The sequence below is a fragment of the Streptomyces sp. NBC_00016 genome (assembly GCF_045040885.1).
GTDB classification, from domain to species: Bacteria; Actinomycetota; Actinomycetes; order Streptomycetales; family Streptomycetaceae; genus Streptomyces; species Streptomyces coriariae.
Map to the genome: position 1 here is coordinate 7,970,602 of NZ_CP108304.1, position 21,640 is coordinate 7,992,241.

The 21,640-nt window shown below is 69.4% G+C and carries 18 protein-coding genes; 16 read left to right on the plus strand and 2 right to left on the minus strand.

From position 1 onward, the window contains the following. The first annotated feature begins 55 nt into the window (after positions 1–55). From yajC to OG933_RS35340, 5 genes are all read left to right on the plus strand, one after another. A complete protein-coding gene (yajC, locus tag OG933_RS35320) occupies positions 56–574 on the plus strand; it encodes a preprotein translocase subunit YajC (protein ID WP_362529973.1) in 519 nt (172 codons plus the stop codon). A 134-nt stretch (positions 575–708) separates the two neighbouring features. After that, positions 709–2,487: a protein translocase subunit SecD gene (gene secD / locus OG933_RS35325; protein WP_362529976.1), complete on the plus strand. Its 1,779-nt coding sequence runs from the start codon at positions 709–711 to the stop codon at positions 2,485–2,487. 3 nt (positions 2,488–2,490) lie between these two features. After that, on the plus strand, positions 2,491–3,603 hold the full coding sequence (gene secF / locus OG933_RS35330) for a protein translocase subunit SecF (RefSeq protein WP_362529978.1): 1,113 nt from the start codon (positions 2,491–2,493) through the stop codon (positions 3,601–3,603). Then, entirely contained in the window at positions 3,600–4,148 is a 549-nt protein-coding gene (locus OG933_RS35335; protein ID WP_405630928.1) for an adenine phosphoribosyltransferase, read from the plus strand. The genes secF and OG933_RS35335 overlap by 4 nt, the downstream gene beginning before the upstream one ends. Before the next feature lie 181 nt (positions 4,149–4,329). After that, positions 4,330–6,852 (plus strand): RelA/SpoT family protein, encoded by a 2,523-nt coding sequence (locus tag OG933_RS35340; protein ID WP_362529981.1) that lies wholly within the window; start codon positions 4,330–4,332, stop codon positions 6,850–6,852. 80 nt (positions 6,853–6,932) lie between these two features. On the opposite strand, the gene OG933_RS35345 is transcribed toward OG933_RS35340, so the two are convergent. Continuing rightward, a complete protein-coding gene (locus OG933_RS35345; protein ID WP_362529984.1) occupies positions 6,933–8,162 on the minus strand; it encodes a DUF349 domain-containing protein in 1,230 nt (409 codons plus the stop codon). Between the two features lie 157 nt (positions 8,163–8,319). After that, positions 8,320–9,135 (minus strand): peptidylprolyl isomerase, encoded by an 816-nt coding sequence (locus tag OG933_RS35350; protein ID WP_054239506.1) that lies wholly within the window; start codon positions 9,133–9,135, stop codon positions 8,320–8,322. A 180-nt stretch (positions 9,136–9,315) separates the two neighbouring features. On the opposite strand from OG933_RS35350, the gene OG933_RS35355 reads away from it, so the two are divergent. From OG933_RS35355 to OG933_RS35405, 11 genes are all read left to right on the plus strand, one after another. Continuing rightward, positions 9,316–10,032 carry an MBL fold metallo-hydrolase gene (locus tag OG933_RS35355; protein WP_405630932.1) on the plus strand — a complete coding sequence of 239 codons (717 nt, stop codon included), beginning with the start codon at positions 9,316–9,318 and terminating at the stop codon, positions 10,030–10,032. Positions 10,033–10,045: 13 nt separating this feature from the next. Next, on the plus strand, positions 10,046–11,308 hold the full coding sequence (hisS, locus tag OG933_RS35360) for a histidine--tRNA ligase (RefSeq protein WP_020128841.1): 1,263 nt from the start codon (positions 10,046–10,048) through the stop codon (positions 11,306–11,308). Between the two features lie 280 nt (positions 11,309–11,588). After that, entirely contained in the window at positions 11,589–12,248 is a 660-nt protein-coding gene (locus OG933_RS35365; RefSeq protein ID WP_054239508.1) for a vitamin K epoxide reductase family protein, read from the plus strand. A gap of 83 nt (positions 12,249–12,331) precedes the next feature. Then, positions 12,332–13,687, plus strand: coding sequence for a replication-associated recombination protein A (locus OG933_RS35370; protein ID WP_362529990.1), 1,356 nt, complete (start codon positions 12,332–12,334; stop codon positions 13,685–13,687). A gap of 302 nt (positions 13,688–13,989) precedes the next feature. Next, the gene (gene rpsD, locus OG933_RS35375) at positions 13,990–14,604 is read left to right on the plus strand and encodes a 30S ribosomal protein S4 (RefSeq protein ID WP_020128844.1); all 615 of its coding nucleotides are present in this window, start codon (positions 13,990–13,992) and stop codon (positions 14,602–14,604) included. Between the two features lie 183 nt (positions 14,605–14,787). Then, on the plus strand, positions 14,788–15,228 hold the full coding sequence (locus OG933_RS35380; protein ID WP_028806686.1) for a DUF948 domain-containing protein: 441 nt from the start codon (positions 14,788–14,790) through the stop codon (positions 15,226–15,228). 8 nt (positions 15,229–15,236) lie between these two features. Then, positions 15,237–15,593: a hypothetical protein gene (locus OG933_RS35385; RefSeq protein ID WP_020128846.1), complete on the plus strand. Its 357-nt coding sequence runs from the start codon at positions 15,237–15,239 to the stop codon at positions 15,591–15,593. Beyond that, positions 15,593–18,265 carry an alanine--tRNA ligase gene (alaS, locus tag OG933_RS35390; RefSeq protein WP_362529995.1) on the plus strand — a complete coding sequence of 891 codons (2,673 nt, stop codon included), beginning with the start codon at positions 15,593–15,595 and terminating at the stop codon, positions 18,263–18,265. Before OG933_RS35385 ends, alaS begins: the two co-directional genes overlap by 1 nt. An 8-nt stretch (positions 18,266–18,273) precedes the next feature. Further along, complete coding sequence (ruvX, locus tag OG933_RS35395; RefSeq protein ID WP_020128848.1) at positions 18,274–18,738, plus strand: Holliday junction resolvase RuvX; 465 nt, start codon at positions 18,274–18,276, stop codon at positions 18,736–18,738. A gap of 123 nt (positions 18,739–18,861) precedes the next feature. Then, positions 18,862–20,637 (plus strand): endolytic transglycosylase MltG, encoded by a 1,776-nt coding sequence (gene mltG, locus OG933_RS35400; protein ID WP_405630937.1) that lies wholly within the window; start codon positions 18,862–18,864, stop codon positions 20,635–20,637. Then, on the plus strand, positions 20,618–21,475 hold the full coding sequence (locus OG933_RS35405) for a shikimate dehydrogenase (protein WP_405630940.1): 858 nt from the start codon (positions 20,618–20,620) through the stop codon (positions 21,473–21,475). The genes mltG and OG933_RS35405 overlap by 20 nt, the downstream gene beginning before the upstream one ends. The last annotated feature ends 165 nt before the right edge of the window (positions 21,476–21,640 follow it).

Genomic DNA, 21,640 nt, shown 5'->3' on the forward strand with positions numbered 1-21,640 from the left:
ACCCCCATCCAACAGGCCGCTCCACCATCGCGGTCGTCCGAAGGAAGTCCGTCCCGTGAGTCCTGTGACCCTCCTCCCGTTCATCGTGCTCATCGGGGCCATGTTCCTGATGACCCGGTCGGCCAAGAAGAAGCAGCAGCAGGCCGCCGCCATGCGAAACGACATGCAGCCCGGCAGTGGTGTCCGCACCATCGGGGGCATGTACGCGACGGTGAAGGAGGTCAACGAGGACACGGTCCTCCTCGACGCCGGTCCGGGCGTCGACCTGCTCTTCGCGAAGAACTCCATCGGTGCCGTCCTGACCGACGACGAGTACAACCGCATCGTCCACGGCATCGAGCACGACCTGAAGTCCGACTCCGACGTCGTCCCGGACGACGCCTCCTCCCTCACCGAGTCCACCGAGACCGACGACTCCGTCGACGACGCTGCCGCCGCCTCCGACGACAAGGCCGTCGACCTCGGCAAGAAGGACGCGACCGACGAGGTGCAGGAGAAGGCCGCCGACGCCGAGCCGGCCGAGGCCGCCGAAGAGCCGAAGAAGACCGACGGCGACTCCGACGCGAAGAAGTAGCCCCGTCCCCGGCGTGCGCGGGTACCACCCGTCCGCGCCGGGGCGCGCGCATCTCGCCAGGGGATCCCGACACCATGTCATGGCCGCCGCCGCGCTGACCCGGCGCGAGGTGGCCCGAGAGGGAGTACGAGAAGGTGGCAGCACCTAAGAAGGGCCGGAGCGCGAGTGCCCAGAGCAAGCCAGGGCGCTCGCTGGCCCTGATCCTGATCGCCATCGTGGGGCTCACCGCAGGCATGTTCGCCTCCGGTCACACCACTCCGCGTCTCGGCATCGACCTTGCCGGCGGTACCAGCATCACGCTGGAGGCGAAGTCGGACCAGGGATCAGCGATCAACAAGGCCAACATGGACACCGCGGTCGAGATCATGAACCGTCGTGTCAACGGGCTGGGCGTCTCCGAGGCGGAGGTGCAGACCCAGGGCAGTCGCAACATCATCGTGAACATCCCCAAGGGCACCAACTCGGAGAAGGCCCGGGAGCAGGTCGGCACCACCGCCAAGCTGTACTTCCGTCCGGTCTTGGCCCAGGAGGCCACCGGCTCCGCCGCCGCCTCGCCGAGCGCGTCCCCGAGCGGCTCCTCCAGTGCCTCTCCGAGCCCCTCGGCGAGCGCCTCCGGCACGGGTGAGAAGGCGACCTCCTCGTCCTCCCCGTCGGCCTCCGCCACCTCGCAGGGCCGCGCCGTCACCGACGCGCTGAAGGCCGACTCGACCCCGTCGGCCTCCGCCAGTGCCAAGGCGAGCTCCTCCGCCAGCCCGTCGGCCTCCGCGAGCAGCGGCGCCGCCGTCACCGCGGACGACGCCGCGCTCCAGGCCAAGTACGCCGCACTGGACTGCTCCAAGGAGTCGGTCCGGGCCAAGACCGGCGAAGGCGTCAAGCCCGAGGACACGACCGTGGCCTGCGGTGAGATCGACAAGGTCTGGTACAAGTACCTGCTCGGCCCGGCCGCCGTCGACGGCACCGAGGTCGACAAGGCCCAGGCCGTCTACGACACGCAGACCGCCGCCGGCTGGCAGGTCACCATGGACTTCAACAAGTCCGGCGCCAAGAAGTTCGCCACGATCACCGGCCAGCTCGCGCAGAACACCCAGCCGCAGAACGAGTTCGGCATCGTGCTCGACGGCAACGTCGTCTCCAGCCCGTACGTGAGCTCGTCCATCACCGGCGGCCAGGCCCAGATCTCGGGCAGCTTCACGCAGGAGGAGGCCCAGGGCCTCGCCAACATGCTGTCCTACGGTGCGCTCCCGCTCTCCTTCCAGGAGCAGAGCGTGACCACGGTGACGGCGGCGCTCGGCGGTGACCAGCTGCACGCCGGTCTGCTGGCCGGCGCCATCGGCCTCCTGCTGGTCGTGATCTACCTGGTGGCCTACTACCGCGGCCTGGCGCTCATCGCGCTCGCGTCGCTGCTGGTCTCCGCGGCCCTCACCTACGTGCTCATGGCGCTGCTCGGCCCGGCCATCGGCTTCGCGCTGAACCTGCCCGCCGTCTGTGGCGCCATCGTTGCCATCGGCATCACGGCGGACTCGTTCATCGTGTACTTCGAACGCGTCCGGGACGAGATCCGCGAGGGCCGTACCCTGCGCCCCGCCGTCGAGCGGGCCTGGCCGCGTGCCCGGCGCACCATCCTGGTCTCCGACTTCGTGTCGTTCCTCGCCGCCGCGGTGCTCTTCATTGTCACGGTCGGCAAGGTCCAGGGCTTCGCGTTCACACTGGGCCTGACCACCGTCCTGGACGTGGTCGTGGTCTTCTTCTTCACCAAGCCGCTGATGACGCTCATCGCTCGGCGGAAGTTCTTCGCGAGCGGCCACAAGTGGTCCGGCCTCGACCCGAAGAGCCTGGGTGCCCAGCCGCCGCTGCGCCGCACCCGCCGTCCCGGCGGTCCTGCCGCCGGCCCCGTCGAGACGAAGGAGGCCTGAGCGATGTCGAAACTCGGTAACCTCGGCGCCCGGCTGCATCGTGGCGAGATCAGCTACGACTTCATCGGCCACCGCAAGCTCTGGTACAGCATCTCGATCCTGATCACCATCACGGCCATCGTCGGCCTGGCGGTGCGCGGTCTGAACATGGGCATCGACTTCCAGGGCGGCGCCGTCTTCAACACCGAGAAGACGAGCGTCTCCGTCTCCCAGGCCGAGGAGTACGCGAAGTCGGCATCGGGCCACGACGCGGTCGTGCAGAAGCTGGGCAACGGCACGCTGCGCATCCAGATCGCCGGCATGGACATCAAGCAGTCCAACGAGATCAAGACCGACCTGGCCAAGGACTTCAAGGTCGACCCGGAGACGATCACCGCCGAGCTGGTCGGTCCCAGCTGGGGCGACCAGATCGCCAGCAAGGCCTGGCAGGGCCTGGCGATCTTCATGGTCCTGGTCGTGATCTATCTGGCGATCGCCTTCGAGTGGCGCATGGCCATCGCGGCCCTCGTCGCCCTGATCCACGACATCACCATCACGGTCGGCATCTACGCCCTCGTCGGCTTCGAGGTGACGCCCGGCACGGTGATCGGTCTGCTGACGATCCTCGGTTACTCGCTGTACGACACGGTCGTCGTCTTCGACTCCCTCAAGGAACAGACGAAGGACCTCACCAAGCAGACCCGCTTCACCTACAGCGAGATCGCCAACCGGTCGATCAACGGCACCCTGGTCCGTTCCATCAACACCACGGTCGTCGCGCTGCTGCCGGTGGCGGGACTGCTGTTCATCGGCGGCGGCTTCCTCGGCGCGGGCACGCTCAACGACATCTCGCTGTCGCTGTTCGTCGGCCTCGCCGCCGGCGCGTACTCCTCGATCTTCATCGCCACGCCGCTCGTCGCCGACCTCAAGGAGCTCGAGCCGCAGATCAAGGCGCTGAAGAAGCGTGTCCTGGCCAAGCGCGCCCAGGCGTCGGCCGAGGAGGCGCCCGCACAGCACCGCGGCGACGACACCTACGGCGACGAGCCGGAGGACGCCGAAGCCGCGGTCGTCGGCCCGCGCAACCAGCCCGCGTCCCGGGGCCGGGGCCGTGGCCGTCCGTCGGGGAAGCGCCGATGACGGAGCTCACCGACATCACGGCGCTGCTCCACAGCCGCATCCGTGACGTGGCCGACTACCCGGAGCCGGGCGTGATGTTCAAGGACATCACCCCGCTCCTGGCGGACCCGGTGGCGTTCACCGCGCTCACCGACGCGTTCGCCGGGATCGCGGAGCGCACCGGCGCCACCAAGGTCGTCGGCCTGGAGGCCCGGGGCTTCATCCTGGGCGCCCCGGTCGCCGTCCGGGCCGGCCTCGGCTTCATCCCCGTACGCAAGGCCGGCAAGCTCCCCGGAGCCACCCTCGGCCAGGCCTACGACCTGGAGTACGGCTCGGCCGAGATCGAGGTGCACGCCGAGGACCTGTCCGCCGACGACCGAGTGCTGATCGTCGACGACGTCCTCGCCACCGGCGGCACCGCCGAGGCGTCGATCCAGCTCATCCACCGGGCGGGCGCCCAGGTCGCGGGCGTCGCCGTCCTGATGGAGCTGGGCTTCCTCGACGGCCGTCCCCGCCTGGAGGCGGCCCTCGGCGGAGCGCCCCTGGAGTCGCTGCTCACGATCTGAGCGCGGTCCCAGAACCGTCGTACGCCAAGGGGGCGGGCCCGGAGGAATCCGGAGCCCGCCCCTTGTGTTTCTCCGGTAGACGGCCCTCACATCGGCCTGAAGGCGATCCTGGAGCTCAGGATCGCTACGATGGGTGCTCCGGAGCCTGACCGGGGACCCGGATCGCGCACGAGGAGTCCTCTTGCCAGACGAGGCCCAGCACCTGACCGCCGCCAAGCCCGAGTCCGCCTCGGGTCCCGCGGCCACGCCCGCGTCGCAGGCGAAGGACGACGGCCGTGGGGCGGTCGAGCACGACCGGTCCGCGCCGGTCGACAAGCCGGCCGAGCAGCCCCGGCCCAAGCCGGCCCAGCCCGACGGCTCCTCGGTGGTGCCCGCCGGCCGGCCGGCCGCCGCGCAGCCTTCGGCGCGTTCCGGCTCCTCCAACCGCGTCCGCGCCCGCCTCGCCCGGCTCGGCGTCCAGCGCCAGAACCCGTACAACCCGGTCCTGGAACCGCTGCTGCGGATAGTGCGCAGCAACGACCCCAAGATCGAGACGGCGACGCTGCGCCAGATCGAGAAGTCCTACCAGGTCGCCGAGCGCTGGCACCGCGGTCAGAAGCGCAAGAGCGGCGACCCGTACATCACGCACCCGCTCGCGGTGACCACGATCCTCGCCGAGCTGGGCATGGATCCGGCCACGCTCATGGCGGGCCTGCTGCACGACACCGTCGAGGACACCGAGTACGGCCTGGAGGACCTGCGCCGCGACTTCGGCGACCAGGTCGCCCTGCTCGTCGACGGCGTCACCAAGCTGGACAAGGTCAAGTTCGGCGAGGCCGCGCAGGCCGAGACCGTGCGCAAGATGGTCGTCGCCATGGCCAAGGACCCGCGCGTCCTGGTCATCAAGCTCGCCGACCGGCTGCACAACATGCGCACCATGCGTTACCTCAAGCGCGAGAAGCAGGAGAAGAAGGCGCGCGAGACCCTCGAGATCTACGCGCCGCTCGCCCATCGCCTGGGCATGAACACCATCAAGTGGGAGCTGGAGGACCTCGCCTTCGCGATCCTCTACCCCAAGATGTACGACGAGATCGTACGGCTGGTGGCCGAGCGGGCACCGAAGCGTGACGAGTATCTGGCCATAGTGACCGACGAGGTCCAGGCCGACCTGCGCGCCGCCCGGATCAAGGCGACCGTCACCGGCCGCCCGAAGCACTACTACAGCGTCTACCAGAAGATGATCGTCCGCGGCCGTGACTTCGCGGAGATCTACGACCTGGTGGGCATCCGCGTCCTCGTGGACACCGTCCGCGACTGCTACGCGGCCCTCGGCACGGTGCACGCGCGATGGAACCCGGTCCCCGGCCGGTTCAAGGACTACATCGCGATGCCCAAGTTCAACATGTACCAGTCGCTGCACACGACGGTCATCGGCCCCAACGGCAAGCCGGTCGAACTCCAGATCCGCACGTTCGACATGCACCGCCGCGCCGAGTACGGCATCGCCGCGCACTGGAAGTACAAGCAGGAGGCCGTCGCCGGCGCCTCCAAGGTGCGCTCGGACCAGCCGAGGACCACCGGCAAGGACGACCACCTCAACGACATGGCGTGGCTGCGCCAACTGCTCGACTGGCAGAAGGAGACCGAGGACCCCGGCGAGTTCCTGGAGTCCCTGCGCTTCGACCTGTCGCGCAACGAGGTCTTCGTCTTCACGCCGAAGGGCGACGTGATAGCGCTGCCGGCCGGCGCCACGCCCGTGGACTTCTCGTACGCGGTGCACACCGAGGTGGGCCACCGCACCATAGGAGCCCGCGTCAACGGACGCCTCGTCCCGCTGGAATCGACCCTGGACAACGGCGACCTGGTGGAGGTCTTCACCTCCAAGGCGGCCGGGGCCGGGCCGTCCCGGGACTGGCTGAACTTCGTGAAGTCGCCGCGTGCCCGCAACAAGATCCGGGCCTGGTTCTCCAAGGAGCGCCGCGACGAGGCCATCGAGCAGGGCAAGGACGCCATCGCGCGGGCGATGCGCAAGCAGAACCTGCCGATCCAGCGGATCCTCACCGGTGACTCGCTGGTCACGCTGGCGCACGAGATGCGCTACCCGGACATCTCCTCGCTGTACGCGGCGATCGGCGAGGGCCATGTGGCCGCGCAGAACGTCGTGCAGAAGCTGGTGCAGGCCCTCGGCGGCGAGGAGGCGGCCACCGAGGAGATCGACGAGACGGTCCCGTCCCGCAGCCGTGGCCGCAAGCGGCGCAGCAACCAGGACCCCGGTGTGGTCGTCAAGGGCGTCGACGACGTCTGGGTCAAGCTGGCCCGCTGCTGTACGCCCGTACCCGGCGACCCGATCATCGGCTTCGTCACGCGCGGTAGTGGTGTATCGGTTCACCGCAGCGACTGCGTCAACGTGGAGTCACTCTCCCGCGAGCCGGAGCGCATCCTCGAGGTCGAGTGGGCGCCCACGCAGTCCTCGGTCTTCCTGGTCGCCATCCAGGTCGAGGCCCTGGACCGGTCCCGCCTCCTCTCGGACGTCACGCGGGTGCTGTCCGACCAGCACGTCAACATCCTGTCCGCGGCCGTCCAGACCTCCCGCGACCGGGTGGCCACCTCCCGCTTCACCTTCGAGATGGGCGACCCCAAGCACCTGGGGCACGTCCTGAAGGCCGTACGCGGCGTGGAGGGCGTCTACGACGTCTACCGGGTGACATCGGCGCGCAGGCCGTAGCCGAGCACACGAGAGGCCCCCGTACGCGATGTACGGGGGCCTCTTCGTCGAACGTCGACCGGACGGGTCGGGAGCCGGGATCAGCCGCCGAACTCCTGAAGCCCCTTCAGGGCCTGGTCCAGCAGCGCCTGACGGCCTTCCAGCTCACGCTCCAGCTTGTCGGCCCTCGCGGAGTTGCCCTGGGCACGAGCCTGGTCGATCTGCGTCCGCAGCTTGTCCACGGCGGCCTGGAGCTGACCGGTCAGACCCGCGGCACGCGCGCGTGCCTCCGGGTTCGTCCGGCGCCACTCGGCCTCCTCGGACTCCTGCATCGCCCGCTCCACGGCGTGCATCCGGCCCTCGACCTTCGGCCGGGCGTCGCGCGGCACATGGCCGATGGCCTCCCAGCGCTCGTTGATCGAGCGGAAGGCGGCACGCGCCGCCTTCAGGTCGCCGATCGGCAGGAGCTTCTCGGCCTCCTCGGCCAGCTCCTCCTTGAGCTTGAGGTTCTCCGTCTGCTCCGCGTCCCGCTCGGCGAACACCGAGCTGCGGGCGGCGAAGAAGACGTCCTGGGCGCCGCGGAAGCGGTTCCAGAGGTCGTCCTCGTGCTCGCGCTGGGCGCGGCCCGCCGCCTTCCACTCCGCCATCAGCTCGCGGTAGCGGGCCGCCGTCGGACCCCAGTCCGACGAACCGGACAGTGCCTCGGCCTCGGAGACCAGCCGTTCCTTGGTCCGGCGGGCCTCCTCGCGCTGCGCGTCCAGCTGCGCGAAGTGCGCCTTGCGGCGCTTGGAGAACGCCGAGCGCGCGTGCGAGAACCGGTGCCACAGCTCGTCGTCCGACTTGCGGTCGAGACGCGGCAGGCCCTTCCAGGTGTCCACCAGCGACCGCAGCCGCTCGCCGGCGGCCCGCCACTGGTCGGACTGCGCCAGCTGCTCCGCCTCGGTGACGAGGTCCTCCTTGGCCTTGCGGGCCTCGTCGGACTGCTTGGCCCGCTGCTGCTTGCGCTCCTCGCGCCGCGACTCGACGGTCGTCACCAGCTTGTCCAGCCGGTCCCGCAGTGCCTGGAGATCACCGACCGCGTGGTGCGCGTCGACCTGTTCGCGGATGTGGTCGATCGCGACCTGGGCGTCCTTCGTCGACAGATCGGTGGTCTTCACTCGCTTCTCGAGGAGGCCGATCTCGACAACCAGGCCCTCGTACTTGCGCTCGAAATAGGCCAGCGCCTCCTCGGGGGAGCCTGCCTGCCAGGAACCGACCACCTGCTCGCCGTCGGCCGTACGCACGTACACGGTCCCCGTCTCGTCGACGCGGCCCCACGGGTCGCTGCTCACAGCGCCTCCTCCACATGATGCCTCCGAGGGGCTTCAGCGCCCCTGGGCATCGTCCACAGTTTCGTCACGGCCAACATAGGCGACCGGCGGGCCGCCTGTCCGCATCCAGCGCGACCGAAATTGCGCAGTTGACCGCCCCTTGGTCGGCAGATCGCCGTCAGGATTTCGTGACCGTCGCCTTGTTGATCACGACCGTCGCGTTCGGGGCTCCGTCACCCGCGCCCGTGTTCTCACCGGCGGCGGCGATCTTCGTCAGCACCTTCATGCCGTCGGCCGACACGGTACCGAACGGCGTGTAACTCGGCGGGAGCTGACTGTCCTGGTAGACGAGGAAGAACTGGCTGCCGCCGGTGTGCGCCTGACCCGTGTTGGCCATCGCGATCGTGCCCGCCGGGTAGATGTTGTTCTTGAGGCTGGTGTCCTTCAGGTTCTCGTCCGGAATGGTGTAGCCGGGACCGCCGCTGCCGCTGCCCGTCGGGTCACCGCACTGCAGCACGTAGATGCCGTTGGTGGTGAGACGGTGGCACTTGGTGTGGTCGAAGTAGCCCTTGCCGGCGAGGAAGCTGAACGAGTTCACCGTGTGCGGCGCGGCCTTCGCCTTGAGCGCTATGCCGATGTCCCCGCACGTCGTCGCGAGGGTCATCGTGTACTTCGCCGACTTGTCGATCGTGACCGCCGGCTCCTTCTTCCAGGTCTGCGTCTTGACCGAGCCCGCGGCCGCCTTCTCGCACGGGTCCTTTGCGGCGCTGGGCGTCGCGGACGGCGTCGTCTCCGAGCTCGCGTTCGCCTTGTCGTCGTCCTTCATGACGCCGGTCGCGTACAGCGCGACGCTGCCGATGATGATCACGCCGAGCACCGACGCGATCACCGAGTTGCGCGCACGCGCCTTGCGTCGCGCGGAGGTGCGCCGCTGCTGCTGCCGCAAGAACTTCTCCCGGGCGAGCTGACGCTTCCGCTGTTCCTGGGTGACCACCGAGTTCTCTCCTCGTGCGTCTCGTACGTCGACTGGGACGCGTGCGTCTTGTGAGCCGACCGCCTGCGTGTGCCCCGTACCGTATATGGGTTCGCTGAGGAATCGGCAGCGCCGGTAGGCTCTGACCACTGGCGCAGCCGCCCAGAAGCCCACGCGTATCGACACAAACGAAGGACGATCGTGCTCATTGCCGGGTTCCCCGCCGGGGCCTGGGGGACGAACTGTTATCTCGTCGCCCCCGCCGCCGGTGAGGAGTGCGTGATCATCGACCCGGGCCACCAGGCGGCCCCAGGAGTCGAGGAAGCGATCAGGAAGCATCGGCTCAAGCCCGTCGCCGTCGTCCTCACCCACGGCCACATCGACCACGTGGCCTCGGTCGTCCCGGTGTGCGGAGCGCACGACGTACCGGCCTGGATCCACCCCGAGGACCGCTACATGATGAGCGATCCCGAGAAGGCGCTCGGCCGGTCCATCGGGATGCCGCTGATGGGCGAGCTGACCGTGGGGGAGCCGGACGACGTCCGTGAGCTGACCGACGGCGTGGGACTGGACCTGGCCGGTCTGGAGTTCTCCGTCGCCTATGCGCCGGGCCATACCAAGGGGTCGGTGACCTTCCGGATGCCCGAGGCGGCCGACGTCCCGTCGGTCTTCTTCTCCGGGGATCTGCTGTTCGCCGGCTCCATCGGACGCACCGACCTGCCCGGCGGCGACATGGCCGAGATGCTCGACTCGCTGGCCCGCGTGTGCCTGCCGCTCGAGGACTCGACCGTGGTGCTGTCCGGCCACGGCCCCCAGACGACCATCGGCCAGGAGCGCGCCACCAACCCGCATCTGCGGCAGGTGGCGGCCGGCGGCCAGGGAGCGGGTACGCACGCCCCTCCCCGACGAGGAATGTGACGAGAGACCTTCCGTGAGCACCTTTCAGGCCCCCAAGGGCACGTACGACCTGATTCCGCCGCGTTCCGCGAAGTTCCTCGCGGTGCGCGAGGCGATCGCCGCCCCACTGCGCAACTCCGGCTACGGCTACGTCGAGACGCCCGGCTTCGAGGACGTCAACCTGTTCGCGCGCGGTGTGGGTGAGTCCACCGACATCGTCAGCAAGGAGATGTACGCCTTCGAGACCAAGGGAGGCGACCAGCTGGCCCTGCGCCCGGAGGGCACGGCGTCCGTGCTGCGCGCCGCCCTGGAGGCGAACCTGCACAAGCAGGGCAACCTGCCGGTCAAGCTCTGGTACTCGGGCTCGTACTACCGGTACGAGAAGCCGCAGGCGGGCCGGTACCGGCACTTCTCCCAGGTCGGTGCCGAGGCGATCGGCGCGGAGGACCCGGCGCTGGACGCCGAGCTGATCATCCTGGCCGACCAGGCGTACCGCTCGCTGGGGCTGCGCGACTTCCGCATCCTCCTGAACAGCCTCGGCGACAAGGAGTGCCGCCCGGTGTACCGGGAGGCGCTCCAGACCTTCCTGCGGGGCCTGGACCTCGACGAGGACACGCTGCGCCGCGCGGAGATCAACCCGCTGCGGGTCCTGGACGACAAGCGCGAGGCGGTCCAGAAGCAGCTCGGGGGCGCGCCGCTCCTGCGCGACTACCTCTGCGACGCGTGCAAGGCGTACCACGAGGAGGTCCGTGAGCTGATCACGGCGGCGGGCGTGGTCTTCGAGGACGATCCGAAGCTGGTCCGCGGCCTCGACTACTACACGCGCACGACCTTCGAGTTCGTCCACGACGGACTGGGCTCGCAGTCCGCGGTGGGCGGTGGCGGCCGCTACGACGGTCTCTCCGAGATGATCGGCGGCCCCGCGCTGCCGTCGGTGGGCTGGGCGCTGGGCGTCGACCGTACGGTGCTGGCGCTGGAGGCGGAGGGCGTGGAGCTGGAACTGCCCGCCGCGACCTCCGTGTTCGCCGTCCCGCTCGGCGAGGAGGCCCGCCGGGTCCTCTTCGCGAAGGTCACCGAACTGCGCAAGCTCGGTGTCGCGGCGGACTTCTCCTACGGCTCCAGGGGGCTCAAGGGCGCCATGAAGAGCGCCAACCGCAGCGGGGCCCGCTACACGATCGTCGCCGGCGAACGCGATCTCGCCGAGGGCGTCGTCCAGCTCAAGGACATGGAGTCCGGCGAGCAGACGGCGATCGGCGTCAACGAGATCGTGGCGGAACTGGAGTCGAAGCTGGGCTGACGGGCGCAGGAGCCCGAGGAAGGCGCCGGGTCGGGCGACCCGGCGCCTTCGTCATGCGCCGCAACGTCAACCCGGCGGCCGCCCGTTCGTCCTTCGGAGGGTGCCGTCGCCCGAGCGCCACGCACGCGTGCCGGTGTGCGCCTGGCCTTGGCCGGAACCGAACGCCGCGGGACGGCCGTGCGTACTTCCTTATGCGCAGCGAACGGTGCGCACCCGGTCCGGTGCGGCACAATGGCCCCTGCCCGAAGATGGTCCAACTCTCAAGTGACGGATCGGCGTGATGAGCAAGACGACAGTCAAAGACGTCTCCACGGAGTCCGAGCCCGAGCGCGTCACCGCGACCGAGCCCCGGACCGTGGGCGGCAGCCGTGCGTTCGCGATCCTGCTGCTGATCACCGGTGCCGCCGGTCTGCTGGCCGCCTGGGTCATCACGCTCGACAAGTTCAAGATCCTCGAGGCCAAGGTCGCCGGCGAGACCTTCACGCCCAGTTGCAGTATCAGCCCGATCATCAGCTGCGGCAGCGTCATGGAGAGCAAGCAGGCCGCGGCCTTCGGCTTCCCCAACCCGATGCTCGGGCTCGTCGCCTACGGCATCGTGATCTGTGTCGGCATGAGCCTGCTGACCCGGGTCGCGTTCCCGCGCTGGTACTGGCTGACCTTCAACTTCGGCACGCTCTTCGGCGTGGCCTTCTGCACCTGGCTCCAGTACCAGTCCCTGTACGAGATCAACGCCCTGTGCCTGTGGTGCTCGCTGGCCTGGGTCGCGACGATCACCATGTTCTGGTACGTCACCTCGTTCAACGTGCGCAACGACCTGCTGCCCGCCCCGGGCTGGCTGAAGCGCTTCCTCGGCGAGTTCACCTGGGTCCTGCCGGTCACCCACGTCGGCATCATCGCCATGCTGATCCTGACCCGCTGGGGCGCGGACCTCTGGGCCTGAGCCCGGCACCGGACAGGCGCCGGAGCAGGCCGCGCACCGGGCGCCGGACAGGACTGTCAGACCTCTGACGTAGGCTCCGACGTGTGGAGCCCGACCTGTTCACCGCCGCAGCGGAAGACCGCCAGGAGAAGGACCCCGCCGGGAGCCCCCTGGCGGTCCGGATGCGCCCGCGCACCCTCGACGAGGTGGTGGGCCAGCAGCACCTGCTGAAGCCGGGCTCACCCCTGCGCCGCCTGGTCGGCGAGGGCGCCACGGGCCCGGCCGGGCCCTCCTCGGTGATCCTCTGGGGGCCGCCCGGCACCGGGAAGACGACCCTGGCGTACGTCGTCTCCAAGGCCACCAACAAGCGGTTCGTCGAACTGTCGGCCATCACCGCGGGCGTCAAGGAGGTCCGCGCCGTCATCGACGGCGCCCGCCGCGCCATCGGCGGCTACGGCAAGGAGACCGTCCTCTTCCTCGACGAGATCCACCGCTTCAGCAAGGCCCAGCAGGACTCCCTCCTGCCGGCCGTCGAGAACCGCTGGGTGACGCTGATCGCGGCGACCACCGAGAACCCGTACTTCTCGATCATCTCGCCCCTGCTCTCCCGCTCGCTCCTGCTGACCCTCGAGCCCCTCACGGACGACGACCTCCGCGACCTCGTCAGGCGCGCCCTGTCCGACGATCGCGGCCTCAAGGACGTTCTCACCCTTCCCGAGGACACCGAGGCGCATCTGCTGCGCATCGCCGGCGGGGACGCCCGCCGCGCCCTCACCGCCCTGGAGGCCGCCGCCGGGGCCGCCCTGGACCAGGACGAGAGCGGGATCAGCCTGCAGACCCTGGAGCAGACCGTCGACCGCGCCGCGGTGAAGTACGACCGTGACGGCGACCAGCACTACGACGTCGCCAGCGCCCTCATCAAGTCCATCCGGGGTTCGGACGTCGACGCGGCCCTGCACTACCTGGCTCGCATGATCGAGGCCGGCGAGGACCCCCGCTTCATCGCCCGCCGTCTGATGATCTCCGCCAGCGAGGACATCGGCCTCGCCGATCCGGGCGCGCTGCCCCTCGCGGTCGCCGCCGCCCAGGCCGTCGCCATGATCGGCTTCCCCGAGGCCGCCCTCACCCTCAGCCACACCACCATCGCCCTCGCCCTGGCACCCAAGTCCAACGCCGCGACGACCGCGATCGGCGCCGCCCTGGAGGACGTACGCAAGGGACTGGCCGGTCCGGTGCCGCCGCATCTGCGCGACGGGCACTACAAGGGCGCCGCCAAGCTGGGGCACGCGCAGGGGTACGTGTATCCGCACGACCTGCCCGAGGGCATCGCCGCCCAGCAGTACGCCCCGGACGCCATCAAGGACCGTGAGTACTACGAGCCCACCCGGCACGGCGCCGAGGCCCGCTACGCGGACGCGGTCGAGTGGACCCGGCAGCACCTCGGTCGCAACGGGTCCTGAGCACCCTGTAGACTCGCCCGAAGTGCCGCGTCCCGTGCAGTCAGAACAGGACAGTCGGCCGGAGCACCGGTCCTCGGACCTCGCTCCAGGAGCGTCGCGCACCGTCGAACGGTGTCGCGGGCAGCCCATCACCACCCGGAGTTCCGGGACCGGTCGGTGGGCAACTCGCGTGCTGCATCTATGTGCCCAGACCAGGGGAGCGGCTGCCCGACAGGTTCCACGCGGACCCGACGGGTTTCCCCGGCTGCGGATGCGACCTCCCTTAACCCTGACGAGCCGGAAATTCTGGAAAGAGAGAGATCGTGGCGAACCAGCCCCGTCCCAAGGTCAAGAAGTCGCGTGCCCTCGGCATCGCGCTGACCCCGAAGGCCGTCAAGTACTTCGAGGCCCGCCCCTACCCGCCGGGTGAGCACGGCCGTGGCCGCAAGCAGAACTCGGACTACAAGGTCCGTCTGCTCGAGAAGCAGCGTCTGCGTGCGCAGTACGACGTGTCCGAGCGCCAGCTCGTCCGCGCCTACGAGCGTGCCTCCAAGGTCCAGGGCAAGACCGGTGAGGCCCTGATCATCGAGCTCGAGCGCCGTCTCGACGCGCTGGTCCTGCGTTCGGGCATCGCCCGCACGATCTACCAGGCCCGCCAGATGGTCGTCCACGGCCACATCGAGGTCAACGGCCAGAAGGTCGACAAGCCGTCCTTCCGCGTCAAGCCGGACGACGTCGTCATGGTGCGCGAGCGCAGCCGTGAGAAGACGCTGTTCTCGATCTCCCGCGAGGGTGGCTTCGCCCCCGACGGCGAGACCCCGCGCTACCTGCAGGTGAACCTCCGCGCCCTGGCCTTCCGCCTGGACCGTGAGCCGAACCGCAAGGAGATCCCGGTGATCTGCGACGAGCAGCTCGTCGTCGAGTACTACGCCCGCTGATCCCCTTCCGGATCGGTCTGCGGCGGTCGTAGGACTTCTGCGCCAAGGCCCGTCGTCTCCCTGCCCTTCGGGGCAGGTGGGACGGCGGGCTTTCGCACGCCTAATCCGGTACGGAACGCCGGCGTCGGCGCGATAGGCTCGCCTCCAGAGATAGGTGTTCGTCAGACAGGGAGCGGGTGCGCAGTGTCCGGTGGAGAGGTGGCCGGCATCCTGGTGGCCGTGTTCTGGGCGATCCTGGTCTCCTTCCTCGCCGTCGCGCTGGCGAGGCTGGCCCAGACGCTCAGGGCGACCACCAGACTCGTCGCCGACGTGACCGAGCAGGCCGTGCCGCTGCTGGCCGACGCCTCCGCGGCGGTGCGTTCCGCGCAGACCCAGATCGACCGGGTCGACGCGATCGCCACCGACGTCCAGGAAGTCACGTCGAACGCCTCGGCGCTGTCCACCACGGTCGCCTCCACCTTCGGCGGCCCCCTGGTGAAGGTCGCCGCCTTCGGCTACGGCGTCCGCCGGGCCCTCGGCGGCCGTAAGGACGACGTGCCCGCCGGGGAGCCCCGGCGGACCGTGATCGTGGGCCGAACGGTCTCCCGGCGGGAGAAGCGCAAGCCCCGTGGAAAGAGGGACTGAGACCAGCGATGTTCCGCCGTACCTTCTGGTTCACCACGGGCGTCGCCGCCGGTGTCTGGGCCACCACCAAGGTCAATCGCAAGCTGAAGCAGCTGACCCCCGAGAGCCTCGCCGCGACCGCGGCCAACAAGGCGCTCGAGACGGGAGCGCGCCTCAAGGACCGCGCGGTGGGCTTCGCGCTCGACGTCCGCGACAACATGGCCCAGCGGGAGGCCGAGCTGGGGGAGGCGCTGGGGATCCACGACGACCCCGAACTCCCCGCGCCCCGGCGGTACAACGCCATCGAGAGCAACCGCAGCACCCCCAAGTACCCCGAGCACATCGAGAACACGACGTACTCGCACAACCGGAATGAGGACCACTGATGGAGTCGGCCGAGATCCGCCGCCGCTGGCTGAGCTTCTACGAGGAGCGCGGGCACACCGTCGTCCCTTCGGCGTCGCTCATCGCGGACGACCCGACTCTGCTCCTGGTCCCCGCCGGCATGGTCCCCTTCAAGCCGTACTTCCTCGGCGACGTCAAGCCGCCGTGGTCGCGCGCCACCAGCGTGCAGAAGTGCGTGCGTACGCCCGACATCGAAGAGGTCGGCAAGACCACCCGCCACGGCACCTTCTTCCAGATGTGCGGCAACTTCTCCTTCGGTGACTACTTCAAGGAAGGCGCCATCAAGTACGCCTGGGAGCTGCTCACCGCGCCCCAGGACAAGGGTGGTTACGGCCTGGAGCCGGAGAAGCTCTGGATCACGGTCTACAAGGACGACGACGAGGCCGAGCGCATCTGGCACGACGTCGTCGGCGTGCCCAAGGAGCGCATCCAGCGCCTCGGCATGAAGGACAACTACTGGTCCATGGGCGTCCCCGGACCCTGCGGCCCCTGTTCCGAGATCAACTACGACCGCGGCCCCGAGTTCGGCGTCGAGGGCGGCCCCGCCGTCAACGACGAGCGGTACGTGGAGATCTGGAACCTCGTCTTCATGCAGTACGAGCGTGGCGAGGGCATCGGCAAGGACAACTTCGAGATCCTGGGTGACCTGCCGAGCAAGAACATCGACACGGGCCTCGGCCTGGAACGCCTCGCCATGATTCTGCAGGGCGTGCAGAACATGTACGAGATCGACACCTCGATGGCCGTCATCAAGAAGGCCACCGAACTGACCGGCGTCGAGTACGGCGAGGCCCACGAGTCGGACGTCTCGCTGCGCGTGGTCACCGACCACATGCGCACCTCCGTGATGCTCATCGGCGACGGCGTCACCCCCGGCAACGAGGGCCGCGGTTACGTGCTGCGCCGCATCATGCGCCGCGCCATCCGCAACATGCGTCTCCTCGGCGCCGGCGGCCCGGTCGTCAAGGACCTCATCGACACCGTCATCGAGATGATGGGACAGCAGTACCCGGAGCTGGTCACCGACCGCGAGCGCATCGAGAAGGTCGCCCTCGCCGAGGAGAACGCCTTCCTCAAGACGCTCAAGGCCGGCACCAACATCCTCGACACCGCCGTCACCGAGACCAGGCAGTCCGGTGGCTCGGTGCTGGCCGGCGACAAGGCCTTCCTGCTCCACGACACCTGGGGCTTCCCGATCGACCTCACCCTCGAGATGGCCGCCGAGCAGGGGCTGTCCGTGGACGAGGACGGCTTCCGCCGCCTGATGAAGGAGCAGCGGGAACGCGCCAAGGCCGACGCCCAGGCCAAGAAGACCGGGCACGCCGGCGTGGGCGCCTACCGCGAGATCGCCGACCGGGCCGGTGCGACCGACTTCATCGGTTACTCCGACACCGAGGGCGAGTCGACGATCGTCGGCATCCTCGTGGACGGCACCTCCTCGCCGGCCGCCACCGAGGGCGACGAGGTCGAGATCGTCCTCGACCGCACCCCGTTCTACGCCGAGGGTGGCGGCCAGATCGGCGACACCGGCCGTATCAAGGTGGACACCGGCGCCGTCATCGAGATCCGCGACACCCAGAAGCCGGTTCCCGGCGTGTACGTCCACAAGGGCGTCGTCCAGGTCGGCGAGGTCACGCTCGGCGCCAAGGCCCACGCCTCGATCGACCAGCGCCGCCGCACGGCCATCGCCCGTGCCCACTCGGCCACCCACCTCACGCACCAGGCGCTGCGCGACGCCCTCGGCCCGACGGCCGCCCAGGCCGGTTCCGAGAACCAGCCCGGCCGCTTCCGCTTCGACTTCGGTTCCCCGTCCGCCGTTCCGACGGCCGTGATGACCGACGTCGAGCAGAAGATCAACGAGATCCTCGCCCGCGACCTGGACGTCCAGGCCGAGGTCATGGGCATCGACGAGGCCAAGAAGCAGGGCGCCATCGCCGAGTTCGGCGAGAAGTACGGCGAGCGGGTCCGGGTCGTGACCATCGGCGACTTCTCCAAGGAGCTGTGCGGTGGCACCCATGTGCACAACACCTCCCAGCTGGGCCTGGTGAAGCTGCTCGGCGAGTCGTCGATCGGCTCGGGTGTCCGCCGCATCGAGGCCCTCGTCGGCGTCGACGCCTACAACTTCCTGGCCCGTGAGCACACGGTCGTCGCCCAGCTCCAGGAGCTGATCAAGGGCCGTCCGGAGGAGCTCCCGGAGAAGGTCTCCGCCATGCTCGGCAAGCTGAAGGACGCCGAGAAGGAGATCGAGAAGTTCCGCGCGGAGAAGGTGCTGCAGGCCGCCGCCGGTCTCGCGGAGTCCGCCAAGGACGTCCGCGGTGTCGCCCTCGTCACCGGTCAGGTCCCGGACGGCACGAGCCCCGACGACCTGCGCAGGCTCGTCCTCGACGTGCGCGGCCGCATCCAGGGCGGCCGGGCCGCCGTGGTCGCCCTGTTCACGGTCAACAACGGCAAGCCGCTGACGGTCATCGCCACCAACGAGGCCGCCCGCGAGCGCGGTCTCAAGGCCGGCGAGCTGGTCCGCACGGCTGCCAAGACCCTCGGTGGTGGCGGCGGCGGCAAGCCGGACGTCGCCCAGGGCGGCGGCCAGAACCCGGCCGCCGTCGGCGACGCCGTCGACGCCGTCGAGCGGCTCGTGGCGGAAACGGCCAAGTGAGCGAGCCGATGAGGAAGGGCCGTCGACTCGCGATCGACGTCGGGGACGCCCGGATCGGGGTCGCCTCGTGCGACCCCGACGGGATCCTCGCCACTCCGGTGGAGACGGTCCCCGGCCGGGATGTCCCCGCGGCCTACCGCCGACTCGGACAACTGGTCGAGGAATACGAGCCGATCGAGGTCGTCGTGGGTCTGCCTCGCTCCCTCAAGGGGGGCGAGGGCCCGGCCGCGGTGAAGGTCCGCGGCTTCGCACAGCAGCTGGCGAACAAAATCGCGCCCGTATCCGTACGTCTGGTGGACGAGAGGATGACGACCGTGACGGCCAGTCAGGGACTGCGTGCCTCGGGCGTGAAGGCGAAGAAGGGCCGCTCGGTGATCGACCAGGCAGCCGCCGTGATCATCCTTCAGCAGGCCCTGGAATCCGAACGGGTGTCAGGCAAAGCACCGGGCGAGGGCGTCGAAGTGGTCATCTGATCGCGATACGGTAACGTTCCGCGCGATGTGGCGGTGTTCGAACAGCTGCCGCACAGAGAGAGACGGAACGGTGACGGGCCGGAAAAAGCCGCGTGATCGCCGCCTCGCGGCTCTAGGGGATCGATGACTGAGTATGGCCGGGGCCCTGGCTCCGAACCGTGGCATCCGGAGGACCCGTTGTACGGGGACGGCGGATGGGAAGGGCAGGAGGCCCCCACGGGTCATCAGCCTGCCTACGGCGGCCAGCCACAGCACCACCACTACCCGCAGCAGCCGCAGCAGCAGGAGTACGGCGACTGGGGCCAGGGACAGGCGCAGCAGTACGACCAGCAGCACTACGACCCGCAGCAGTACGGCCAGCAGCAGTACGACCCGCAGTACCAGGGCTACGACCAGCAGCAGTACGGCGCTCAGGACCAGCAGTACACCCACCAGAACCAGCAGGCCTACCACGAGGGGTACCAGGAGGGCGGCTGGGACGGCACGGGCACCCATGCCCACGTCCCCTTCGCCGCCGATCCCGGCGACCCCTACGGTCAGCAGGCCGCGGCCTACGGCGCCGAACAGCCCGACTTCTACGGCACTCCCGAGGCGTACCCGCCGCCGGAGCCGCCCGCCCGGCGCCGCGCCGAGCCCGAACCGGACCCGGTGCCGGAATCCGACGCCGAGGCCGAGCAGAAGACCGACTGGGACCCCGGGCCCGATCAGGGTGAGCACGCCTTCTTCGCGGGCGGCGGGGCCGAGGACGACGAGGACGACGACGAGCCGGAGGGCCGCGGCGACCGGCGGGGCCGGGGCGGTAAGGGTGCGAAGAGCAAGAAGAGCCGCAGCGGCTGCGCCTGTCTGGTCGTCGTGCTGGTGTTCGGCGGTGGTGTCGCGGGTGTCGGATATTTCGGCTACGACTACTACCAGAATCGTTACGCCGCCGCTCCGGACTTCACGGGCGACGGCACGAAGCAGACCGTGAGCATCCAGGTGCCCAAGGGCTCCGGCGGCGCCGCCATCGGCAGACTGCTCAAGGACGCCGGCGTCGTCAAGAGCGTGGACGCGTTCGTCTCCGCGGTCACGAACAATCCCGAAGCGGGCGGCATCCAGGCGGGCGCGTACATCCTGAAGAAGGAGATGTCCGCGAAGAGCGCCGTGGAGATGATGCTCGACCCGGCCAGCCAGGCCAACGTGATGGTCACCCCGGGCCAGCGGAACGTGGCTGTCTACAAAATCATCGACACGAAGCTCGGACTCGCCTCCGGTACCACCAGAAAGGTGGCGGAGAGCGAGTACAAGACGCTGGGTCTGCCGGCCTGGGCGAACGACAACGAGGACATCAAGGACCCGCTGGAGGGCTTCCTCTTCCCGGGGACGTACGGCGCCGCCAAGGGCATGAAGCCCGAGGCGGTGCTGAAGTCGATGGTCGCGCACGCCAACGAGGTGTACGGCGAGTACGACCTCGAGGCCAAGGCCAAGACGCTCAAGCTGGAAAGCCCGTTGCAGGTCATCACGGTCGCCAGCCTCGTCCAGGCCGAGGGTAAGACGCACGACGACTACCGCAAGATGGCGGAGGTCGTCTACAACCGGCTCAAGCCGACGAACGACCAGACCAACCAGTTGCTGCAGTTCGACTCGACCTTCAACTACCTGAAGGGCGAGAGCAAGATCAACATCAGCGAGTCCGAGATCAACAGCAACAAGGACCCGTACAACACCTACACCAACAGGGGCCTGACGCCGGGACCGATCGGCAACCCCAGTGAGGACGCGCTGAAGGCCACGATGAATCCGACCACCGACGGCTGGATCTATTTCGTGGCGACCGACGGCGAGAGCAACACCGAATTCGCGAAGACCTACGCGGAATTCCAGAGACTCAAGGACAAGTTCGATGCCAGCACGGGCAACTGACGCCCGCCGGGCCGCGGTACTCGGCAGCCCCATCGTCCACTCCCTCTCCCCGGTGCTGCACCGCGCCGCGTACGAGGCACTGGAACTCACCGGCTGGACGTACGACCGTTTCGACGTCGACGAGGAGGCGCTGCCGTCGTTCGTCGCCGGGCTCGGCGCCGAATGGGCCGGTCTCTCGCTGACCATGCCGCTGAAGCGCGCGGTCATCCCGCTGCTCGACGAGATCAGCGAGACGGCCGCCTCCGTCGAGGCGGTCAACACCCTCGTGTTCACCGAGGACGGCCGTCGACTCGGCGACAACACGGACATTCCCGGCATGGTCGCCGCCCTGCGCGAGCGCGGTGTCGAACAGGTCGACTCGGCCGCGATCCTCGGCGCCGGCGCCACCGCGTCCTCCGCCCTGGCCGCCCTGGCCAGGGTCTGCACCGGCGAGATCGTCGCCTACGTCCGCAGCGCGGCCCGCGCCGCCGAGATGCGGCAGTGGGGCGAGCGGCTCGACGTCGAGGTCCGGATCGCCGACTGGGCGGACGCCGCCGACGCGCTGCGCTTCCCGCTGGTCGTCGCGACCACCCCGGCCGGGGCCACGGACGCCCTCGCCGTCTCGGTGCCGGAGCGCCCCGCCACCCTGTTCGACGTGCTCTACGACCCGTGGCCGACCGAGCTGGCCGCCCGCTGGTCCATGTTCGGCGGCGCCGTCGTCAGCGGCCTCGACCTGCTGGTGCACCAGGCGGTGCTCCAGGTGGAGCAGATGACCGGCCGTGTCCCGGCGCCGGTGGAGGCCATGCGCAAGGCGGGCGAGCACGCCCTCGCCTCCCGCCGGGACTCGCACCACCCGTGACCCCGTCCCGGGATGTTCCACCGTCCGCAGGCTGGACCCTCGACCGGTTCCTGAGCCGGGACGTGGGAGGATCGGAGGTGGCGGGCCAGGGCCGCGCACCCGGTCACGCCACCGACGTACGCGAAGGACGCGCGTGCGCAGAGCGCTAGCAGAGCGCGAGCACTG

What these genes read in the sequence shown, in the direction of transcription:
- secF (WP_362529978.1), top strand. Translation starts at nt 2,491, where the DNA reads ATGTCGAAACTCGGTAACCTCGGCGCCCGGCTGCATCGTGGCGAGATC.
- OG933_RS35335 (WP_405630928.1), top strand. Translation starts at nt 3,600, where the DNA reads ATGACGGAGCTCACCGACATCACGGCGCTGCTCCACAGCCGCATCCGT.
- OG933_RS35365 (WP_054239508.1), top strand. Translation starts at nt 11,589, where the DNA reads ATGAGCAAGACGACAGTCAAAGACGTCTCCACGGAGTCCGAGCCCGAG.
- OG933_RS35385 (WP_020128846.1), top strand. Translation starts at nt 15,237, where the DNA reads ATGTTCCGCCGTACCTTCTGGTTCACCACGGGCGTCGCCGCCGGTGTC.
- alaS (WP_362529995.1), top strand. Translation starts at nt 15,593, where the DNA reads ATGGAGTCGGCCGAGATCCGCCGCCGCTGGCTGAGCTTCTACGAGGAG.
- ruvX (WP_020128848.1), top strand. Translation starts at nt 18,274, where the DNA reads ATGAGGAAGGGCCGTCGACTCGCGATCGACGTCGGGGACGCCCGGATC.
- mltG (WP_405630937.1), top strand. Translation starts at nt 18,862, where the DNA reads ATGACTGAGTATGGCCGGGGCCCTGGCTCCGAACCGTGGCATCCGGAG.
- OG933_RS35405 (WP_405630940.1), top strand. Translation starts at nt 20,618, where the DNA reads ATGCCAGCACGGGCAACTGACGCCCGCCGGGCCGCGGTACTCGGCAGC.